The organism is Paenibacillus sp. FSL P2-0136, assembly GCF_037975325.1.
In the GTDB taxonomy this organism is placed as follows: Bacteria; Bacillota; Bacilli; order Paenibacillales; family Paenibacillaceae; genus Paenibacillus_AQ; species Paenibacillus_AQ silagei.
Window position 1 is genome coordinate 4,358,003 of record NZ_CP150244.1, and the last position, 20,538, is coordinate 4,378,540.

Consider the following 20,538-nt stretch of genomic DNA (forward strand, 5'->3'; position numbering starts at 1 on the left):
TTTCAGTCATCCCTGCTTGGGATGCATTGCATTTAGAACAGAAACCGGTGGGCCAGACGCTCAATCCGGGTCAGCAGCTCCGGCAGATGGAACGGCTTAATGACATAATCATCCGCCCCCATCTGCAGCGCATGGACAATGTCCCGCTGGTTATTGCGGCCAGTCAGCATGATCACGAGAATGTTCACCTCAGGATAGCCGCTGCGGATCTTCTCCAGCACCTCAAGCCCGTCAAGCCCCGGCATGACGCCGTCCAGCAGAATCACATACTTCTCTTCAGGAGCATACCAGTCCGATTTCAATAAAAGCGCGCCGTCCGCGTAACTCGTAACCCTCACTCTGGCGTTAGTCCCGGGCTGCCAGGCAGCGAAGTGGGTCGTCACCATTCTGCGGATCAGCGGATCATCATCCACAATAATGACATTCAGCAGCGTCTCGCGCTGGCCCAGCAGCAGATCCTGGCTGTAGAGGGTGCTCTGGTTCCTGCCGTTATGCTTGCTGGCATAGAGCGCCAGATCCGCTTCCTCTACCAATATATCGGCATCCTGTACCTCTCCGTTAACCTCGGTCACTCCGCAGGAGAAGGTAACATGGAAGCTCTCACGTTTGGCCTGGAATTCCCGGGCCGCGAAGACCTCCTGAATCCGCTCCATCACAAGCAGCGCCTGCTCCGCAGGCGTATTCGGCATGAACAGGGCAAATTCCTCGCCGCCATAGCGGCAGAAGGTATCCTCCGTGCGGATGGACTGCTTCACCAGCTCCGAGAAGCTCTGCAGCACCTCGTCCCCCATCAGATGCCCGTAAGTGTCGTTAACCTGCTTGAACAGATCCAGGTCCAGCAGAGCGAGGGAGAAGGTCCGGCCAGTCCGTCTGAAATCGGAGATCAGCTGCTTCATCGTCTGGTTGAAGTACTTGCGGTTGAACGCCCCGGTCAGCTCGTCGACAATGATCGATTCCTGCCACTCCTTTTTCAGCTCAAAGCGGTTCTTGATCAGCACCAGGAATAAATCGATGTCCACCGGCTTCTGTATGTAATCCATAACACCCAGCGAATAGGCATACTTCTGAACCTCTATCGAATGCTCTCCGCTGATCATAATGATCGGAATCCGTTCTTTCTTAGCCTTGCCGATAATCTGCTTCAGTACATCAATCCCGCTGCGGTCCGGCAGCAGAATATCAAGGAGAATCAAATCCGGCTTGTTCTCATAAAAAAGCTTCAGTCCGCGTCCGGCCGACAGCGCAATACTGACATAATAGGACTCCCGCTCCAGCGATTCCCGCAAAAAAGCAACCAGCTCCACATCATCGTCCACGATCAGAATCTCGTACTGCTGATGGACAATGCCGTGGGATAATGCAATCCCGGGAGTCAACGGGGGCACCGCGCCTTTCGATTCCGGTTCGTTAAAGAGCTCCAGCACCGGATAGATATAATCGCCCCATTCTGCTTCCGTCCAGCTTCTATGGTTATCATCCGAGAAATAGAGCAGCGCATTACCCGAGAAAGCCTCTACGGTATCGAGACCCACAGTGCCCGAGGTGCCCTTCAAATTATGCAGGAAACGGTAAATATCCTTCTCCTCGACTGCTGACTGTTCCGACCATTTCTGCAGAGTTTCTCTCGTGCGCTCTTCAACCAGCTCTTTATATTTTCTCGTTGTCATAATAGCTCCTTATATCCGGCTTATCGTTCAAAACTCAAATAAATCATATTTCACATCAAGTGTCAACATTATTATACGCTCAGGAAAATGCAAGCTCAAATCTCTGATCAGCCCGACACAAAAGCTTTGGTTGATAACCTATCCTTGATTTGACATAATAATTAAAATCGTTCATTCCGTTAATGCGGCAATGAGCGAAGATTTCAGACCATGGATAACGGGAGGCTTTTCAATTGAAGGGGATTATTACGGTACTCGGAAAAGACAAGGTAGGCATTATCGCCAAAGTGTGTACATACCTCGCAGAGCACAATCTGAACATTCTGGACATCTCCCAGACGATTGTGCAGGATTATTTCAACATGATGATGATCGTGGACATCTCTGCCCCCAGCAAGTCCTTCGAGGAGATTGTGGAGGAGCTTCAGCAGGTAGGGGAAGACATCGGTGTGGAAATCAAGCTGCAGCATGAGGATATCTTCAATATTATGCACCGGATTTAACCGGCGAGGGAGGAGCAAGGCTAGTGATCTCGATAGTAGAAGTTCAGGAGACGAATAAAATGATCCGGGAAATGAACCTGGATGTCCGCACCATTACGATGGGCATCAGCCTGATGGACTGCGCCCATACTGACATGAAGGTGTTCAACCAGAAGGTGTATGACAAAATTACCCGCTCTGCCGAGAAGCTCGTGAAGACCGGTGAGGATCTGGAGCGCCAATTCGGGGTGCCGATTGTCAACAAACGGATCTCCGTAACGCCGATTTCGATTGCTGCGGGAGCTGTACATACCGATACCTACGTGCCTGTCGCCCAGATTCTGGACAAGGCTGCCAAGGAGGTAGGCGTCAACTTCATCGGCGGGTATTCCGCGCTGGTGCAGAAGGGTTGTACGAAGGGCGACCGGATTCTGATTGACAGTATTCCGGAAGCGCTGGCGGTGACCGAGAGAGTCTGCTCCTCCGTCAACGTCGGCTCCTCGCGCAGCGGCATCAACATGGACGCCGTGAAGCTGATGGGCGACATCATTCTCCAGACGGCGGAGCGTACCAAGGACCGCGACTCCATCGGCTGTGCCAAGCTGGTTGTATTCTGCAATGCGGTGGAGGATAACCCGTTCATGGCCGGTGCCTTCCACGGGGTGGGCGAACGGGAGTGTGTGATTAACGTTGGCGTCAGCGGTCCGGGTGTAATCAAGCGGGCGCTGGAAGAGGTGAAGGGTCAGGACTTCGAGACCCTGTGTGAGACGATCAAGCGTACAGCCTTCAAGGTCACCCGTGTCGGCCAGCTGGTCGCCCAGGAAGCCTCCAAGCGCCTGAATGTACCCTTCGGCATCATCGACCTGTCGCTGGCCCCTACGCCCGAGATCGGCGATTCCATCGCCGAGATCTTCCAGGTGATGGGCCTGGAGGAAGCCGGTGCTCCCGGCACCACAGCTGCACTGGCCATCCTTAACGACAATGTCAAAAAAGGCGGAGTCATGGCCTCCTCCTATGTCGGCGGCTTAAGCGGCGCCTTCATCCCGGTCAGTGAAGACCACGGCATGATCCAGGCGGTCCAGCGCGGGGCGCTGACTCTGGAGAAGCTCGAAGCCATGACTTGTGTCTGCTCTGTAGGCCTGGACATGATTGCCATTCCCGGCAGCACCAGCAAAGAGACCCTCGCAGGCATCATTGCCGATGAAGCCGCCATCGGTATGGTCAACAACAAGACCACAGCGGTCCGCGTCATTCCGGTCATCGGCAAGGACGTCGGTGAAATGGTCGAATTCGGCGGCTTGCTCGGATACGCTCCTGTCATGGCTGTCAACCCGTTCAATTGTGCGGGCTTCGTCAACCGTGGCGGACGGATTCCCGCGCCGATTCACAGCTTCAAGAACTAAGTGAGCATGCAGGCTTAATTGCACTCTGTACATCTAAACCTCCTGATTTTCAACCCATTCTGCGTTTAGTTGTATATCGTACATGCATAAGGCCGTTTTTTCTTACTACTCACCCTTTCAGGCAGAGTTAGTTGTACAGACTACACTTAGACGTGGCATGTGTGAATTTTTGCTGCTTTTAAGTGTACGTTCTACAACTATCCCTAAATTTCACTGGGAGCAAAAGACTTCATCGAGGAAATGGGTGAGTTTTATTATTTTCTTTAACAACCAATAAGACACGCTGCCTTCCCTCTCCGGGGGCAACGTGTCTTATTGGTTGTTGTGCCGGGCATCAAGAACCGGGCATCAGCGCTGCGGCAACTCCGGCGGTACGATAATATGGGACAGCTTCGCAGGGTCCATCAGAAGATACAGGCTCTGAATCCGTTCCCCGCTGGAATCCGTACTCAGGCAGAGCACGCACTTCACGACTCCCTGATCGGTGAAGATCAGACCCGGCTCGCCGTTCAGCAGCCCGCAGGAAGGCTTCCACTTCCGCAAATAGTGCATAACCCGCTTCGAGGTCAGCAGTGCAGTAACTCCCCGGCGGCCGGTCATCGGCCGGAGAATCGTATGCACCTCGCGGCCTCCGCCGTCGGCAACCAGTACCGGATGCTCGCCCAGCAGCTCCAGCATGCCGCCAACGTCATAGGAGGTGAACGCGGCAGTGAAGCGCACCAGCAGATTCTCGGTGACTGCTCCATATCTGAGCGAGGGTAACCGGGAAGCCGGCTCTGTCTGCAGGATACGCTTGGCCCGGCTGAAGATCTGCCGGCAGTTGCTGCCCGACTTGCCTACCATTCCGGCAATGGCTTCATAGTCGTATTCGAAGGCTTCCCGCAGTACGAATACCGCACGCTCCGTGGGAGACAGACGCTCCAGCAGCACCAGAAAAGCATACGACAGATTATCCTTGCGTTCTGCCGCCGCTTCCGGGCCGTCATATCCCTCGCTTACCGGCTCAGGCAGCCACTCCCCGATATAAGTCTCTCTGCGGCTGCGTGCCGAGTTCAGCATATTGAGGCAGCGGTTGGTCACGCCTTTGGCCACATAGGCTTTGATATTCTGAATGCCGCTCCGGTCCCGGTGCTGCAACTCGGCGAACATATCCTGAACAGCATCCTCTGCATCGGCAATCACGCCAAGCATCCGGTAGGCAATGGAGAAGGCATAGCCTTTATAGCTCTGATACAGCTCCTCCATACCGGGATTCTCCGCTGCAGGTGTCTTGGCCTGAGACGTTATTTTACCCCTGTCCACTTCATGCCTCCCCCTTCCTTACAATTCCGGCTGCTTCATTAACCGAAGTTAGCCGAAGCAGCCCGGGAACATCCCGGTTGTAATGGCAATCCGGTTCCAGCTGTTGATCGTATTGATCGCCATAATCCAGTCTACCAGTTCCTCTTCGCTAAAGTGCGTAAGCATCTTATGGTACAGCTCCAGCGGAACGCCAGCTTCGCTGATCAGCGTGACCTGCTCGGCGAATTCCAGCAGCACACGTTCCTTCGCACTGAACAACGGCGCTTCGCGCCACACACTCAGCAGCAGAATATGATCGGCATAGTTGCCCAGCTTCATCAGATCCTTGCCGTGCATATCCAGACAGAACGCACAGCCGTTGATCTGGGAGACCCTTATTTTAACCAGCTCATACAACACCTTATCCTTGCTGCGGCTTCCTGCATGCTGCTCCAGCGCCATCATTGCCCGGAATGCCGGGCCGTTAACCTCACGATAATTCATTCTTAGACTCAAATTAGGTCGCCTCCATTATGGTTGTATTGCTCTTCATAACTGTAGACAAGATAGAGCCGGAGATTGTGACACAATAAAAGCAGGACAGCGAAATTCCGCAGCCCTGCCCGTTTATTCATGTTATGCGCTCAGGCTCTTGGCCCTGCGCGAGGAGAACAGCCGCCAACCGGTCAGGAGCGCCGATAACAGGCAGATCCCAGACGAAGCCAGGAAGACTGCATGCATCCCCGAGAGGAACAGCTCCGGACGTCCTTCTACCAGCCCGGTAACCCGGTAGCCGGCCTTGCTGCTCATTACATTGAACAGGATCGAGGTCGCTAAGGTAATTCCGACGACCATCCCCACATTACGGACCAGCGAATTCACGCTGCCTGCCGAGCCTAGCTGTGTTCGCGGCACCGCGGACATAATCAGCGAGTTGTTCGGTGAGCCGAACATCCCGCTGCCGATGCCGAGCATGGCGATCCAGACGCCGACCAGCATAACCGGACTGCCTTCATGCAGCCGGGCCAGCCCGAACTGGGCAACCACCATCACGATCAGCCCTGCGAAGGTGAGCAGCTCCGAACCGATTTTGTCCGACAATGCCCCGCTTAACGGAGCGACTATCACCATGCAGATCGGGTAGAGCATCAGCAGGAAGCCTGCATCAAAAGGGGACATGTTCAGCATATTCTGCGCATAAAACGGCGCGATGATATTGAAGCAGAAGTTCGAGACGAACACCAGAAAAGCACAGAATATGCTCAGTGAAAACAAGGGATTCCTAAACAGGGTAAGCTGAAGCAGCGGCTGGGCGCTGCGCTGCTCCACAATCAGGAAGACGATGAAGGTAATCACCGCAGCGGAGAGAGCGGCAATGATCCGGGTATCCCCGTATCCAAGCTGCTGGCCGAGCAGAAGTCCGGCGAACAGAGAAACAATGAAGACAGCAAACAGCAGGCTGCCGGGAACATCAATCCCTGACTTCACGCGTACCAGATCCTTCGGCAGTACCTTCCAGCCCAGTGCAATCGCCAGAATGCCAATCGGCACATTCACCCAGAAAATATACTCCCAGCCCATCGACGATACGATAATTCCGCCTAGGCTCGGCCCCGCTATACTGCCGAGGGACACGAAGGTTCCAATCAAGCCGAGAGCCTTGCCGCGTTCCGTAGACGGGAAAATATCCGTAACAATGCCCTGGCTGTTCGCCATAGTCATCGAAGCACCGACCGCCTGCACTACACGGGAAGCAATGAGCAGCGGCAGGCTGTGGCTTAATCCGCAGAGCAGAGAGCCAATGGTGAAGACGACCATGCCCAGCTTGAACATCCTGATTTTGCCGGCAATGTCACCCAGCTTCCCGAAGAACAGAATCACTGAACAGATCGCCATCAAATACCCGGTTGTCACCCATTCTACCTGGGCCACCGGCAGTGCCAGCTCCTTCACCAGCACCGGCAGCGCAATATTCACAATACTTCCGTCCAGTGTAGACATAAAAGTAAACAAGTTAAGAACGATCAGAATCAGCCAGCGCTTCTTCTGTATCCCGGCATCCTCCTGATAGGTCGCCTCTAAGCTGCTCATCCACTAACACCCTCTTGTATCAAATGTAATCTAGTTGCACACGCAACAAACTAATCCTTCACAGTGTACTGCAAATTAGTTGCGCACGCAACAAAATTACGGTAAGATCTGAGACAGGGCGGTATGCCTTAGGCAGGCTGCCGTTATAATCCTCAGCGAGGTGTCCATTGTGACTTCAAATAAAGAACCCATCGGGAAGCTGATCTCCCATCTTCACCGTCAGAACCAAAAAATACTGGCCAAGGAGCTGCTTCCCTACGGCATCGGCAGCGGAGGCCAGCATAGCTTCTTAAAGCTGGTGCTGAGTCATCCGGGGATCACCCAGGATCAGATGACCAGCCGGATTAAATGCGATAAAGCGACAACTACACGCTCCGTCAAGCTTTTGGAGGCCTCGGGATATATTGAGCGCCGGACAGATCCGACCGACCGACGCTCCTTCCTGTTGTATCCAACTCCCAAGGCGCTCGATTTCGCCCCCGCCTTCCAGGCGCTGCTGGATGACTTCAACCGCGAGCTGTCCATGGACCTCACCGAGAGTGAGCTGGATACGCTGATAGATCTGCTCCATAAGGTCACCCGTAACTCAGACCGGCTGAACGGGCAGGGCTGAGCGTATTCATTAAGTGGAGACAATCCAGCAGTCACTGCTGTCCCCCATGTTCAGCCGCGAATAAGGCGCCTTGAAGCTGGCCTTCTGCGCGGAATTCACTCGGCAGCTTGCCGACATGCTCCCGGAACAGCTTGCTGAAATAACGGTCATCCCCGAAGCCGGACCGGCAGGCAATTTCACACACCGGGACAGGGGTCTCCAGCAGCAGTGCTTTCGCCAGCTCCAGGCGCATGCGCCGCAGGCACTCCCCGAAAGTCTCACCGGCAAAGCGGGCGAAGCACCGGCTGAAATAGCCGCGGCTCATATGGATAGCAGCGGCAACATCGCCCTGATTGATTTTATCGCCGGCATGGCTCTTCATATAACGCACAGCGCTGATCAGGCAGAGCATCACCTCTTGACTCAGGCCCAGCTCAATCATCCGGCGCTGGACATACCCCGTGAACTGATGCAGCCAGACTTGCCAGTGCCGCCAGTGCCGATTGCACTCTGCCGCCAGCGCGAGCTGCTGTGCTTCCTCCGCCGTAAGCAGCAGCCGGCTCCAGCCCCGCAGCAGCTCTTGGCCAAAGTCCGCCACTGCCGCAGGGTCCGGCTGCTGCATCGCAACCCCGCTGAGGAACAGATCCCATTCTCTCCGCTCCAGCGTCCAGCGTAGATTCTGCGCCTGTACCAGCGCGGAAGGGACGCCCGTCTCCGGCCGTTGCCGCGCGGCCAGCGCCTGCAGTTCACCATAGTGCAGCCTCGGGAGCGCCTGGCCGCCCGCCGCATAGAACAGCGCCTGCCGGGCTGACTGTTCCAGCACCGCAGCAATTCTCTTCAGCGGCTGACCGCGCACCCCCTCCAGCAGCGCCGCTGTCCAGCTTGTCCCAAGCACCGCTCCCAGCTCTCCTCCGATCCGCGCTGCATCCATAGGATACGGCAGCGGAGACAGCCACATCCCCGGCACAGCATGCAGCGTGGAATTCCTCACCAGAGACAGCGCATACAGCTGCTCTTCCTTCAGTTCCGGCGCAAGCGGCACATATAGCAGTGCTTTGTCCTCAGCGATTATTTTTTGCTCTGCCTTTGAAGGGGTGCTCTTGTTTCCGTCCTCCCACCTGATCCGCTCCACCAGTCTGCGGATAATTTCATCGGCATTCTCCGGCTCCAGCAGCGTTTTGACAATGTAATCCACCGCTCCCAGCCGCAGCGCCTCCTGCACATCATCGAATTCATGGTGGCAGGTCAGCACCACGCAGCGTACCGCAGGATACCGCAGCCTCACCTCTCGGATCAGCTCGAACCCGGTCATCCCCGGCAGCGACAGATCCACGAACAGCAGATCCGTCTCCTGCTCGCGCAGCAGCTCCAGTGCCGCATGCCCGTCTCTGGCCTCTCCGGTAATCACCACCCCGAAGGACGGCCAATCCAGCAGTGAGATGAAACCCTTGCGCACCAGACGCTCATCGTCTACGACAACAGCCTTAATCATCGAAGTCCTCCTTGCTTTTGATAGGAATAATGATGGATACCGGGTTCCGTCTTTCTCACCGCTCTTCGTGAAAGCGTTTCAATATATAGATACAATACCATATTTTGTTTATTCTGAAAATAAAAAGGCATGCACTTCAGGCTTGAACTCGATGCTTGGTCGTCGCTGTGGTGAACCTCTGACTTCCGGCCGCTGTTGTCCCCAGATTTCATGATTTCTTACAACATAAAAAGAGCTGCTCACAGGCAGAATATCCGCCTTATAAACAACTCCGCTTCTGCTATTAGGTACTAGTAGAGCATCAGATCTAAAATGGTGGAGTCAGGGCTCCCCTCCGCTGGAGGCCTCGGTCTAACGGACGGAGGAACTTATATTCTGGAAAGAAGGCTTTCTGTTCGTAGCGTACCATTTAGAGATAAGTGTATTCTGTGCGACTACAAACAGTGACACGGAAGATTTTCCTCTTCTAACTGTAGTCTGTACAACTAAATCTGCCACGATGGGCGAAAATCCAAGTATAGAGACATTTTAATTGCACGAAATACACCTAAACAGAGATTCGGCGGTATATCCGACGAATTAGTTGTACAGATTGCAATTAAGCCCACCTCAGTTGCCGACTTTATTCTCACATTCAAGTAGCTGATTGTATTTCCTGCAATAGAAAACGAATAGCTGGCCGTAAAAGGAGAGTCTATTGTATTTCATACAGTAGACTGTTGGGTTTTGGGTGAAAAACGGCCTTTTTTTAACGTTCCATTGTACGGATTACAATTGATTCTATTTCGAAGCCTTTTTTACAGCATTCCATTGTACAAAATGCAGTTGCTATCGTTCCAGCACCTATAACATAACTGCGCTCTGATGCTGTACTAGTGCATACACTTTGTCCCAATGACTTCACTATTCTAATCCTTCAGGCCTCATCATGCCCAACCACAATTTAAAGACTGATGCTCTACTAGGGCAGGCCCCCCGCCCGACTTCCCTCCGCTGTCCTCCCTAAAAAGCCGCCCGATTAGCCTCCCGGCCCCTCACTCCCGGCTTGAACCGGAACAGTCCGCCCGCCTGCGGCCAGCGTTCCTGCTCTTCTGCACTCATGTATCCGCGTGCCGTAGTGATGTACAGTTCATCCAAATTCCCGCCGCCGAAGGCACAGGAGGTTACATAATGCGACGGAACCTCGATTTTCTCCAGCTGCTCGCCTGTATCGGGATTCCACCGCGAGATACAGCCTCCGCGCCAGTGGGCGACCCAGAGCATGCCTTCACAGTCGATCGTCATGCCATCCGGCCAGCCTTCGCCTTCCGCCAACCGGATGACTGTCCGGCGCCCGCTGACCGAGCCGTCTGCCAGCGAATAATCCATTATATCGATCCCCTTGGTCAACGTGTCAATATAATACATGACCCCCAAGCTGTCGTTCCAGGCCAAGCCGTTGGAGATGCCGATCCCAGTCAACACCTGCCGGACCTCACCGGCGGATTCCATTACATACAGGCTGCCCTCTCTTCCCGTAAACCTTCTGTTCATCGAGCCGAACCACAAGCGTCCACGGCTGTCGCATTTGGCATCATTCAGCCGGTTACCGGGAATTCCGGTCTCCACCGCTGCCAACAGCTCCACAGGCTGATGCTCCATATATCTGTAGATCCCGTCCTCCATCGTCAGAATCCAGCCGCCGCGCTCCGCCGGTACGGCTGCACTTACCTTTCGCTCAAAGGAATGAATATCATCCGTCCCCTTGCCAGGGTCATAGAGATGTAATTCATTGCTGTCAACATCCATCCAATACAATCTGCCCTTCCTGTGATCCCAATGGGGACCTTCTCCGAGTGCCGCCTTCGCAGCAACCACGCATTCCATCGTTCCGCTCAACATAAACCCTCCTCGAATAAATACTTTCTATGTACTACTGCCCCTCCAGCCTCCAACCTGACATACATCTGTCCGGTTCGCATGCTATGCTGAATGCAGCACAATCCTATGAACTGAGGTGACCTATATGAAATTCGAATGGAGAAAACAAGACAAAGCCCTATACCTCCCCCCTGCCGAACCGGGGCTGATTCAGGTACCCGCCTTCCCGTATTTCACCCTGCAGGGTGAAGGTAATCCCAACGGCAGCGCATTCGCAGAAGCAGTCGCTGTGCTGTATTCCTTATCCTACACAGTCAAAATGCTGCCGAAAAAAGGCCCCGCACCCGAAGGCTACTACGACTACACCGTCTTCCCGCTGGAAGGAGTATGGGATCTCAGCGAAGCCGGACGCCGCTTAGCCGCTCTTGATAAGAACGAGCTGGTATACACCATAATGATCCGGCAGCCGGATTTCCTGACCCCTCTGCTTGCTGCAGAAGTGCTGGAGCAGGTCAAGCGCAGCAAGCCGCACCCGCTGCTGGACAAGGCCGTCTTCGCCCGCATCGAAGACGGCCTGAGTGTACAAATGCTGCATATCGGCCCCTATGATGATGAACCGCACAGCTTCGCCAGAATGGAGCAATTCTGCTCTGCTCAGGGCCTGCTGCGGGAGTCTCACCTGCACCGCGAAATCTATATCTCGGATGCCCGGCGTGCCCGCCCGGAGAAGCTGCGAACCGTGCTGCGGTTCAAGGCCGCCCGGCAGGATTAACGCTACATTTTCACCGCATTCCTTACCGTTGAGCTCTTGTGCACCTCCAGCAACTCCCGGTACTCCACCGTCTCAATCTCGCAGCCGGGCCCGATCACAACGCTTCCGCCCCGGACGGTCTGCGCCTGCGTATGCTGAAGCTCGATCCGATCTCCTTCGATCAGCCGGGCCGCGAAGCTCATCTTCTTCCCGGGTCTAAGCAACGCGCCGGAACGGCTGCGCTTGATGGAGATGCTGCCGCCGCCGACCGTATCCGCCCTACAGGGGCCGAATAACGTCAGGTCGAGCCTCTCCGCATTTAATAGTCCGCTGACCTCCAGGACTCCGGTAATCTGCACCTGCTCTGCTTCACAATCGCCCGTAACTATGATCCCGCCGGTCAGCTTGATATCCTCAATCCGCAGCCCGCCGCCTGCCGTAAGCTCTCCTTGTCCGCGCAGGCTGGCTGCGTCTACCCGGCCCTTCACCTTGCACTCCCCGGTGATTTTGATATCCTGTACCCGAAGATTTCCTTCAACCGCTACCTCTCCGGTCTGCGCAAGCTTATGGCAGTCCACATCCCCGCTAAAGGTACATTCTCCCGTCACCTTTACATCCTTAAAAACTCCGCCGACAGAGCTTGACGTTCCGAGTATCTTCAGATCATGGCGTTCTACCGCTTCATTCACCGGTCTTCTCCTCCTTTCCCACCTGGGCACCGGGATGTACAGTCAGTCCCGTTCTATACTCCACCCGGCCAATCGAGCAGCCCTGTCCGATAATGACCGTACCGCCCCTCACTACATCTGCACTCGTGTATTCCAGATCTAGCGTATCTCCCTCGATGAGCTTGGCCCGCAGCCCGATTTTGAGCTTGGGGATCATTCCGCCGAGCAGTCTGCCCCAGGCCGCGTTACCTTTTTTGCGGATCACCAGGCTCTCCACGCCAATCTCCCCTGCCTCAGACTGACCCTGTAGCCCGAACTCCATCCGGCCCGCACTCAGCAGGCCCCCCACCGTGAATACCCCTTCACCGGTCAGCTCCTCCAGCTCACAATCGCCCTTCAGCTTCAGCATGCCGTCCATTACACAGCGCTCTCCCCGCAGACTGCCTTCTCCGTTCACTACTCCATTCAGCTTCATTTCACCAACCTGCAGATTGCCCTTCAGATTGAGAGTTCCGTTCATCTCCAGCTCATCGGCCGTGAGGTCACCCTTCTGCTTCATCACGCCGTCACAGCTATAGGTATGTGCGTGGAGCGCTCCGTTCATCTTACTGACACCGTTGATATTAACTTTGTTATATCTGCCTCCGGCAGCTGTGTTGACCCCATCCATCACCAGATCCGGCAGTTCATTCTTCTCCATGGTCCAGCCTCCTGTGGTTTACTGTTCCTTACTCTATAAGCCGTCTTCAGTCAAACGTCTATTCAGTAGTTCCGCCAGATCGGCAGAGCGAAGCCTGCTCACCAGCCGTACCCCCTCTTCGAAGGCCAGCCCCGCTCCCGGCAGTGCCATAATGAAGAAGCTAACCCCCATCTTCCGCAAAAAAAACAGCTCCCACCCCTTCTCCCCGTACCCCGGCGCATGACTCTCCAGCGTCTGATAGAGCCGGTCTGCTTCCTCCCAGCTGAGCTCCCCCTTACTGAGCAGCCAATCTGCCGCAAATACATTAAGAATCTGCTCGAAGCTCAGCGGTAAGCCCTCGGCCTCCGGTCTCCCGAACCGCTCCAGACTACCCGCCGAAACAATGTTACGTTCCTTTAGCTGGGATACAGTTAAGCTGATTCTGTACGAGGATGCCGGCTCTGACAGCTGATCCGCCAATTCATCCAGGGAGAGATCATCCTTTTTCTGTAAAATATGCTGCACCCGCCCCAAAATCCGCGCCCGCGGAAAAAAGGTCTCTTGTCCCGTAAAGGTAGATTTGCGGATGAACCATTCCTCAGGAATCAGCTGCTTCCGCTTCCAGCGGTACAACTGCCCGTAAGAGATTCCTGTCTCATCGAGCAGCTCCTTTTTGGAGATTAAATCCTCTTCCATATCACCACTCCTTGCGCTCATCGTAACATAACACTGTTACGTTGTAAACTGACAAGCTGCCTAAATCGCTCCCCTCCCGTGCAACAGCGCCTCCTCCTATCCACTCCTTCATAAAAAACAGAGCAGACCCTAGCCCTTACCGGCTTTGGATCTGCCCGCTATACTTCATTCTATGAACGCACAACGCCCTTCTGCCGGGCTTCACGCAGCCATTTCGGGTACTCGTTGAACAGCCGGTCATACAGGTCCTCATCGCTGACCTCGTCCAGATCATCCAGCGCGAAGAAATCGGCATTATCCACATAACGGCCCCGCAGATCGTCAAGCTCACGGAGTACGCCATAATCCGCATTGCCCAGTCCCACAAACTGCCAGAAGATATTATGCTTCGAGCTCTGGATCAGCAGCTTCGATATTTTGGGCGTCTCATAGATGCCCCCGTCGCTGAAGAAGACCACATATACCGGCAGGTCGCCCGGCTCCTCCTTCGTATATTTCTTGATCAGATCCGCCATAACCACCGGCTCATTGTTCCCGATGCCCAGTCCCCCGAACATCTTCGGTCCCGGATAGGTCCGCTTCACATAATCCTCATATCCGTGTTCATTCACGCTTGGCATTCTCTTACTCTTAGTGGCGAAGAACCAGACATCCAGCATTCCGTCATCATCCATCTTGGCAGCCACAGCCAGCACCCGTTCAAAAGCCCGCTGCACGACTCCCTTCGCATATAATTGCGCCATGGAGCCAGATGCATCGAACACCACGGCCACCCTTGCCTTCTCCTGGTCAAGATTCTTCTTGCGCAGTGAAATTCCGACCTGCTGCTTCAGGAGATCAATCTTCGTCAAATTCAGGGCAGGCCGGGGAGCCTCCTCCTGGACTGCTTCCTTAGGAGGTCCGCTGTATGCAGCCGCTGCTTCCGTATGGCCTGACACCGGTTGAGCCTCTGCTCCGCTGCCGTGCTCCGGCGCTTCGTCTTCCACCTCGACCCCGTGCGCTTCCGCCAGCGGCTTAAGTCCGCCATGAAAGCCCCGTCCAACCGCGCGAAGCTTGAAGCCCCCGCCATGGCGGTACAGCTCTGCCAGCACGAGCGAGGTCTCGGCGTTACCGTCCATAATTTCATATACCAGCTCCGTACCCTTCCCCGCCGCGCTGATTCTGCAGCCTCTGACATCGGCGAAGGTTCCGGGACCGTCCAGCGTAGCCGCGAAGACGCATTTATCAATGCCCGAGGCGCTAAGCGCACGCAGATCAATGGCGAATTCCCCGCTGTATTTATCGATAGGATTGAATACGACCGTGTGCTTAGGATCAGCTGGCTGATTATAAAAGATAAAGAAATCATCGGACGGAACCTTCCCGTTCCCGCCCACCATGAAGCAGCTGATATCCAGAATCGCCGGAGAACTGCTGCAGGATATCTTCACGGTTGCCTGGGTGGAAGCCTCGTCCAGCTTCGCATTGGAGCCGCTTACCAGCTTGATTATATTAGGATTCATGAATGCACTCTCCTACTCTCATATGTAATACCAGGATGTACCAGATTCCGCTTCCGCAAAAAGGAGCAGACCATTCCCTGCTAAGGATATGTCTGCTCCTGGTTGATCAAAGATTATGACTCTCCATATACAGCCGTTATCTCAGGCTGTCTGCGGAGTTCTCTGCATATAGAGATGCGATGGCTACAGCCAGAAAAGTCTTATTCTTCAGACTTCTCAGCTTCGGCTGCTTCCTCAGCTGGTGCGGCAGCAGCTTCATCAGCCGGCTCCTCCATCACGAGCGGAGGCGAGATCCGCACGATCAGCGTATCTTCAGGGGTAAGGATCTCCCAGCCTTCATGCTTAGGCAGATCGGACACCAGCAATTGATCACCGATATCGAGGCCGCTGATATCTACTTCGAGGTTTGCTTCCAGCTTGTCCGGCAAGGTCCGGATATCCAGCTCATACAGCTCCACCTGCTGCACGCCGCCGCTCTTGACGCCGATAGGATCACCTGTGAAGTGGAAGGCTACCTTGGTATCCAGATCAGCCTTCATGTCAATCTGCTGCAAGTCTACATGAAGCAGCGTACGGGATAACGGCTGGCGCTGCACTTCCTGAATAACCGCATTCTTTGAGCCGGAGCCCGGGAATTCCACCTTCAGGATCGCACGCGGATTTTTGCCGAGAATATCATTAAGTGTTTTGGCATCTGCTGAGAAGGACTGGGTATCTGAACCTGCACCGTAAACTACAACCGGTACAAAACCTTTGCTGCGCTGGGATGAATTCGATCCGGATCTTTCAGTCAAGCGTACTGTGGTATTCATGATATTTCCTCCTAATAGTTTTTTGAGCGCTACGCCCTTTTCGTTAAGAAAGCCGGGCAAGTTGCCGGGGGCGGCGTACGCCAAGTAGTGTCAGCATAGCTGCATTAAAAAACAAGACCAATTAGCTCTTATGTCTAATCAGTCTCTTATTAACCATATTTGCCCGCTATGGAATCAGTATAGCACCGGGAAAAGAACAAGTCAAAATAGGGTAAAATTCAAATCCAATCCATATTTATAAATGATTACGCTAAAATCACCTGCTGTAAATGACCTATGGTACCTCTCTTCCCCTTTCTCGCTTTTTGCCGCACAGGGTAGTAAAATAAAACCACTATACCCGAATGGAGTGAAGATACATGGAACAGATTGCTAAGGGAGAAGAACGTTTCTATATCGCTGGTGACGGGAAGGACCTGGCTGAGATTACATACAGAACTGAAGAGAACACAGGGAATCTGGTGATTGACCATACCTTTGTCTCCGAAGATCTGCGCGGCCAGGGGGCTGGAGAGAAGCTCGTGCGGGCGGTCGTTGACCTGGCCCGTGAGCAGAGTGTCAAGATTGTACCGGTGTGCCCGTATGCGGCCCATCAATTCGAGAAGCACGAGGAATACAAGGATGTGCTCAAATAGGAGGAAGAACGTTTGACGAATACAGATACACTGAAACAGATTGAAGAGCTGCAGCAGCGCTGCGAGCAATATGAGGGCATTGCCTTGAAGCTGAACTGGGACATGCTCCGGCATCCAGGAGAAGCAGGCGGTGCGAAATACCTGGTGACCTATGAAAAGGATGTGCTGACCGGATACATCGGCCTGTACGGCATCAGCGGTGATCTGGAAGTATGCGGCATGGTTCGGCCGGGCTACCGCCGCCGGGGGATCTTCAGCGCCCTCTGGAAGCAGGCAGAGACCATCATCCGGCAGGAAAAAGTGAAGACGCTGCTGCTGAACACACCTGCGGCTTCGGCTTCAGGCAATGCCTATCTGAAGACCTTGCCGCTTGCCTTCAGCCATTCGGAGTTTCAGATGAAATGGGATGGTAAGGGCAGCAAGGTTAGAGCCTCAGAGGCCAGCTCGGCCTCAGGCAATGTCATGCTCCGGCCTGCACGTCCGGAGGAGACCCCGCTGCTCATCGCCTTCGACTGCGACGGGTTCCAGATGACCGAAGAGGATGCCGCAGAAATGTATGTGCAGCACGAACAGGAAGGCTCCCAGGAGCATATCATCATTGAGCTCAGCGGCCAGCCCGCCGGCAAAATGCGCCTGTGGTCCGAGGACAACGAAACCTGGATCTACGGATTTGTGGTAGACAAGAAGCTGCGGGGGCTCGGTATTGGCCGGAGTGCGCTCATGCAGACCATCGAGCGGGAGCAGCGGAATTATAACGGGGTGAACCTGGAGGTTGCGCTGGATAACCCGAATGCGCTGCGGCTCTATGAGAGCTGCGGATTTGTCGTTCAGAGCCAGCAGGATTATTACACCTATCCTTTGAACAGCTAGCATTTGAATAAACAATCCAAAAAGCATCCCCTCACGGTCAAATGACCCTGAAGGGATGCTTTTTGTGTCGTCTCCAATTCCAATTCATCGTCTGCTTCTACATCAGTCCGTAGCCCCGCACCTGGGCTTCATCCCGGTCGCTGCGGCGGTTGCTGCATTTCACGCAGCCCGCTGCCTGTTCCTCCCGTTCCAGGAAGACAGACAGCAGGCGCACATAATCCAGCGATTCCTGCAGGGGCATGACTGCTCCGTCATACAGCTGCCTGCGGCCATCCAGCAGCGAGTAGATGGCGATCGTCTCTGCCGGCTTCCCGTAAGCCTTATGGCAGAATACATTCGCCATATGCAGAAATCCGGTAATCACCTGCGGGTCAGCATGTACCATGAATTTCTGGATATTCAGACTGCGTCCCGTAAGCTTCGAATTCCAGGCCAGCTGAAAAATCACCGCCAGCTCAATCTCAAGCTCCCGGACAGGAACATGCCACTGTTCGAACCGCATCACCGGAATCTCTCCGGTGTAACTGCCTGCGACAATCCGCATCAGCTCATCAGCCACCGCCTGCTTGACATCCCAATAATGCATCAGGGAAGGAAAAGCATTGCCCTTCGGCGGCCAGCGGCGCTCCAGCAGAAACTGGACAGGCGTCTCCCGGCGCACCTCGGGCCGCAGACTGTAGTAGTCATTAAGCGTATGTCCGACTGCAAATTGAACCTGCTGTCTCCAGCGGGGAAGTCCGGTAGCGGGAGCTCCGCTGCCGGCCACCTCGGCCCCGCCCAGCATGATGTGCTCCATGCGGTAATCGTTCAGACGTCTGTACCGGCCAGCTTCAGCATCCGGCATCGTTCCTGTGATGTCTCCTGCCGCCGCGCCCATCCTTAAGAGACCGCCGCGCAGATCTCGATGAACTGGCGCCCGTAAGTGCGGCAAGCCTCTTTTTCCGCTGCATTCGGACCGTATTCAATCTTCAGGCTGGGCTGCACAATCTCTGCCCCGCGCTCCTTCAGCTTCTCTTCAATCTGATCCACTGCTCCGCAGTAGATCGCATACCCGGTGTCTCCGCTTCCGAAGGCCGCCGCCTTACAGGCGCTGAGATCCAGCTCATCCAGCTCTTCATAGAAATCCAGGAATTCATCCGGCAGCTCGCCGTCTCCCCATGTGTACGCACCCAGCATTACAGCCTCATACGCTTTTATCTCATCCGCATTGCAGTCCATGACCGATTTCAGTACGGCCTCTCCGCCTGCCGCGCGTATTCCTTCCACGATCAATTCAGCGATTTCCTCCGTATTGCCAGTCAAGCTGGCATATGCCACTAGCACTTTAGCCATGACTTTTATCCTCCCAGGGTCCAAATGAAATGTATTCTCTATAATCCGGTCCCTTAAGCAGACCGCATCTTACTTACCTTAATACTGTGTTAATCTCATTCTATTTGATAATGATTATCATTGTCAATATTAAAAAAGCGATCCTTCTCTTATCCTGGCCACCCTTGCCGCATAATACAAGCAGCGCCAGTCCAGGACATAACTGCTGCCCGGAGCTGACGCTGCTCAGTATTACTATTATCATATGATGTGTGGAACGATTAATATCCGCCTTCCAGCAAGGTAATTGCGTTGCCGTCGGGATCACGGAAATTCATCTCTTTACCGCCGTACTCCATGGTTGCAGGAGGCTGGCAATCCAGTCCTTTCGCCTTCAGCTGCTCATACGTTTCGTCCAGACTGCCGCAGGAGAATACCAGATTAACGGTGCCGGTGGTAAGGTTCTCCCACTTGTCTGCGTTCCATATAATGATGCCGGGCTGGCTGGCGTCTATCGCAATTTTGGCCCCGCCAGCTTCTCCATAGCCCTCGAATGGAACCGGAATGCCCAGTACCTCCGAATAGAATGCTACCAGAGCTACGGGGTCTTTACTGTACAGGTTGATGCCGTCAAAAGCTGTAATCATAATGATATCCTTCCCTTCATTGCTTGTATTGTGATCGGGCTGGTGTCAGCCGTTCTATCCTCATTGTACTTCTGCCTGAATAGCTTGTATTGCAAAAAAACGACATCAGCGCCGGGCATGACTCAGCGCATCCAGCGGAGTTCTGCCTGCGAACTTCTTGAAATTGTTGATCAAATGCGACTGGTGGCTGTACCCGTAGGTGAACACCATATCCTGCATTACGCCCTTGGTCTGGGAGGAACGGTACAGGTCACGCCAGACATTCTGGAAACGGATAAGATCGGCCACCTTTTTGGGCGGAAGGCCGATATGCTCCCGGAACAGCCGTTCAAGCTGGCGGCTGCTTAAGCCCGAGCTGCTCTCCAGCGCCCCTGCCGTCATGATCCCACGTGCTGTAAGCAGCCTGTGGACCGCGTTCATCATCCCGTCACTGCTGCGGTTTCCCCGCTCCAATCTCCGCAAAAGGAATGCTTCAGCAGCAGCGATGCGCTCAGTCATTGTGCGGATATGCTGGAGCCTGTCTCCCAGCTCCTTACGGAAGGTTCTGAAATAATACTCTACCGGAACATGAACATTCAATACCTCCGTCAGCGGCTCGTCTGCGAACAAATGAACGGACCAGAAATGAAACCGGATGGCGAAACGCTCTGTCGTAACAGGTTGTGCTGCTTGTCCTGCCTCAAACGGAGTGTCGTTAATCCCGCAAAAAATCCCGCCGGACTCCCCTGTCCGCTCATCCCATTCCCATATGATGTCCATGCAGCTATCAGGTATGATAGTCTCCGTCTGCTGCGGCAGCCGGGGCTGTGCTCCTGATCCCCAGTAGCAGCGGATATACGGCTGAAGCAGCCTGCCCGGCAGATACTCGCCGCCCCCGGCCGGATTGGCCGTTATCGGATGATACAGCGCCGAAAGATTATACATCCCAGTGCAGCCTCCTTCCTTTGCTGTAACCTTGTATTCAGATCATACACAATCCCTGTACGAAGTGCCAGAACACCTGCTTTTCGATTGGCCAAGCCCCCTGCTTACTGAATGATTAGTTGCAAAATGGATCTGCCCTGCTTTTCCTGGTAATATTATACGCCTCTTGCTTGTT

Annotated in this window: 21 protein-coding genes; 6 read left to right on the forward strand and 15 right to left on the reverse strand. The window is 54.3% G+C overall.

From position 1 onward, the window contains the following. Nucleotides 1-32: 32 nt before the first annotated feature. Nucleotides 33-1,667 (reverse strand): diguanylate cyclase, encoded by a 1,635-nt coding sequence (locus NYE26_RS18515; RefSeq protein WP_339249229.1) that lies wholly within the window; start codon nt 1,665-1,667, stop codon nt 33-35. A 233-nt stretch (nt 1,668-1,900) separates the two neighbouring features. Here NYE26_RS18515 and NYE26_RS18520 point away from each other — a divergent pair, with 233 nt between their 5' ends. Further along, nucleotides 1,901-2,170 carry an ACT domain-containing protein gene (locus NYE26_RS18520; protein ID WP_036700808.1) on the forward strand — a complete coding sequence of 90 codons (270 nt, stop codon included), beginning with the start codon at nt 1,901-1,903 and terminating at the stop codon, nt 2,168-2,170. A gap of 26 nt (nt 2,171-2,196) precedes the next feature. Next, complete coding sequence (locus NYE26_RS18525; RefSeq protein WP_235192092.1) at nt 2,197-3,552, forward strand: PFL family protein; 1,356 nt, start codon at nt 2,197-2,199, stop codon at nt 3,550-3,552. A 348-nt stretch (nt 3,553-3,900) separates the two neighbouring features. Here the strand turns inward: NYE26_RS18525 and NYE26_RS18530 are convergent, their stop codons facing one another. From NYE26_RS18530 to NYE26_RS18540, 3 genes are all read right to left on the reverse strand, one after another. Continuing rightward, a complete protein-coding gene (locus NYE26_RS18530; RefSeq protein ID WP_339257531.1) occupies nt 3,901-4,797 on the reverse strand; it encodes a sigma-70 family RNA polymerase sigma factor in 897 nt (298 codons plus the stop codon). Between the two features lie 105 nt (nt 4,798-4,902). Next, on the reverse strand, nt 4,903-5,349 hold the full coding sequence (locus NYE26_RS18535; RefSeq protein ID WP_036733003.1) for a carboxymuconolactone decarboxylase family protein: 447 nt from the start codon (nt 5,347-5,349) through the stop codon (nt 4,903-4,905). A 120-nt stretch (nt 5,350-5,469) separates the two neighbouring features. Then, the gene (locus NYE26_RS18540) at nt 5,470-6,924 is read right to left on the reverse strand and encodes an MFS transporter (RefSeq protein WP_339249230.1); all 1,455 of its coding nucleotides are present in this window, start codon (nt 6,922-6,924) and stop codon (nt 5,470-5,472) included. Nucleotides 6,925-7,093: 169 nt separating this feature from the next. Between NYE26_RS18540 and NYE26_RS18545 the strand changes: the two genes are divergently transcribed. After that, nucleotides 7,094-7,537, forward strand: a complete 444-nt coding sequence (locus tag NYE26_RS18545; RefSeq protein ID WP_076079243.1) for a MarR family transcriptional regulator — start codon at nt 7,094-7,096, stop codon at nt 7,535-7,537. 31 nt (nt 7,538-7,568) lie between these two features. On the opposite strand, the gene NYE26_RS18550 is transcribed toward NYE26_RS18545, so the two are convergent. Next, nucleotides 7,569-9,008: a response regulator gene (locus NYE26_RS18550; protein WP_339249231.1), complete on the reverse strand. Its 1,440-nt coding sequence runs from the start codon at nt 9,006-9,008 to the stop codon at nt 7,569-7,571. 1,002 nt (nt 9,009-10,010) lie between these two features. Continuing rightward, nucleotides 10,011-10,889, reverse strand: a complete 879-nt coding sequence (locus NYE26_RS18555) for an SMP-30/gluconolactonase/LRE family protein (RefSeq protein WP_339249232.1) — start codon at nt 10,887-10,889, stop codon at nt 10,011-10,013. 124 nt (nt 10,890-11,013) lie between these two features. On the opposite strand from NYE26_RS18555, the gene NYE26_RS18560 reads away from it, so the two are divergent. Next, nucleotides 11,014-11,640 carry a GyrI-like domain-containing protein gene (locus tag NYE26_RS18560; protein WP_339257533.1) on the forward strand — a complete coding sequence of 209 codons (627 nt, stop codon included), beginning with the start codon at nt 11,014-11,016 and terminating at the stop codon, nt 11,638-11,640. A gap of 2 nt (nt 11,641-11,642) precedes the next feature. On the opposite strand, the gene NYE26_RS18565 is transcribed toward NYE26_RS18560, so the two are convergent. From NYE26_RS18565 to NYE26_RS18585, 5 genes are all read right to left on the reverse strand, one after another. Further along, nucleotides 11,643-12,308, reverse strand: a complete 666-nt coding sequence (locus tag NYE26_RS18565; RefSeq protein ID WP_036732991.1) for a hypothetical protein — start codon at nt 12,306-12,308, stop codon at nt 11,643-11,645. Beyond that, nucleotides 12,301-12,987, reverse strand: a complete 687-nt coding sequence (locus NYE26_RS18570; RefSeq protein WP_036732988.1) for a hypothetical protein — start codon at nt 12,985-12,987, stop codon at nt 12,301-12,303. The genes NYE26_RS18565 and NYE26_RS18570 overlap by 8 nt, the downstream gene beginning before the upstream one ends. Before the next feature lie 33 nt (nt 12,988-13,020). Continuing rightward, nucleotides 13,021-13,662, reverse strand: a complete 642-nt coding sequence (locus tag NYE26_RS18575; protein ID WP_339249233.1) for a DUF4004 family protein — start codon at nt 13,660-13,662, stop codon at nt 13,021-13,023. Nucleotides 13,663-13,832: 170 nt separating this feature from the next. Next, nucleotides 13,833-15,164 (reverse strand): VWA domain-containing protein, encoded by a 1,332-nt coding sequence (locus NYE26_RS18580; RefSeq protein ID WP_036732982.1) that lies wholly within the window; start codon nt 15,162-15,164, stop codon nt 13,833-13,835. 200 nt (nt 15,165-15,364) lie between these two features. Then, nucleotides 15,365-15,976, reverse strand: coding sequence for a 50S ribosomal protein L25 (locus NYE26_RS18585; protein ID WP_036732979.1), 612 nt, complete (start codon nt 15,974-15,976; stop codon nt 15,365-15,367). 359 nt (nt 15,977-16,335) lie between these two features. Here NYE26_RS18585 and NYE26_RS18590 point away from each other — a divergent pair, with 359 nt between their 5' ends. Continuing rightward, nucleotides 16,336-16,611: a GNAT family N-acetyltransferase gene (locus NYE26_RS18590; protein ID WP_339249234.1), complete on the forward strand. Its 276-nt coding sequence runs from the start codon at nt 16,336-16,338 to the stop codon at nt 16,609-16,611. A 12-nt stretch (nt 16,612-16,623) separates the two neighbouring features. Then, on the forward strand, nt 16,624-17,481 hold the full coding sequence (locus tag NYE26_RS18595) for a GNAT family N-acetyltransferase (RefSeq protein ID WP_339249235.1): 858 nt from the start codon (nt 16,624-16,626) through the stop codon (nt 17,479-17,481). A gap of 97 nt (nt 17,482-17,578) precedes the next feature. On the opposite strand, the gene NYE26_RS18600 is transcribed toward NYE26_RS18595, so the two are convergent. The 4 genes from NYE26_RS18600 to NYE26_RS18615 form a co-directional block, all read right to left on the reverse strand. Beyond that, nucleotides 17,579-18,358, reverse strand: coding sequence for a hypothetical protein (locus NYE26_RS18600; protein ID WP_339249236.1), 780 nt, complete (start codon nt 18,356-18,358; stop codon nt 17,579-17,581). A 2-nt stretch (nt 18,359-18,360) separates the two neighbouring features. Beyond that, nucleotides 18,361-18,813, reverse strand: a complete 453-nt coding sequence (locus NYE26_RS18605; protein WP_036732971.1) for a flavodoxin — start codon at nt 18,811-18,813, stop codon at nt 18,361-18,363. A 260-nt stretch (nt 18,814-19,073) separates the two neighbouring features. Further along, the gene (locus NYE26_RS18610; protein WP_036732967.1) at nt 19,074-19,439 is read right to left on the reverse strand and encodes a VOC family protein; all 366 of its coding nucleotides are present in this window, start codon (nt 19,437-19,439) and stop codon (nt 19,074-19,076) included. A gap of 105 nt (nt 19,440-19,544) precedes the next feature. Continuing rightward, nucleotides 19,545-20,363 (reverse strand): helix-turn-helix domain-containing protein, encoded by an 819-nt coding sequence (locus NYE26_RS18615; RefSeq protein WP_339249237.1) that lies wholly within the window; start codon nt 20,361-20,363, stop codon nt 19,545-19,547. Between the last annotated feature and the right edge of the window lie 175 nt (nt 20,364-20,538).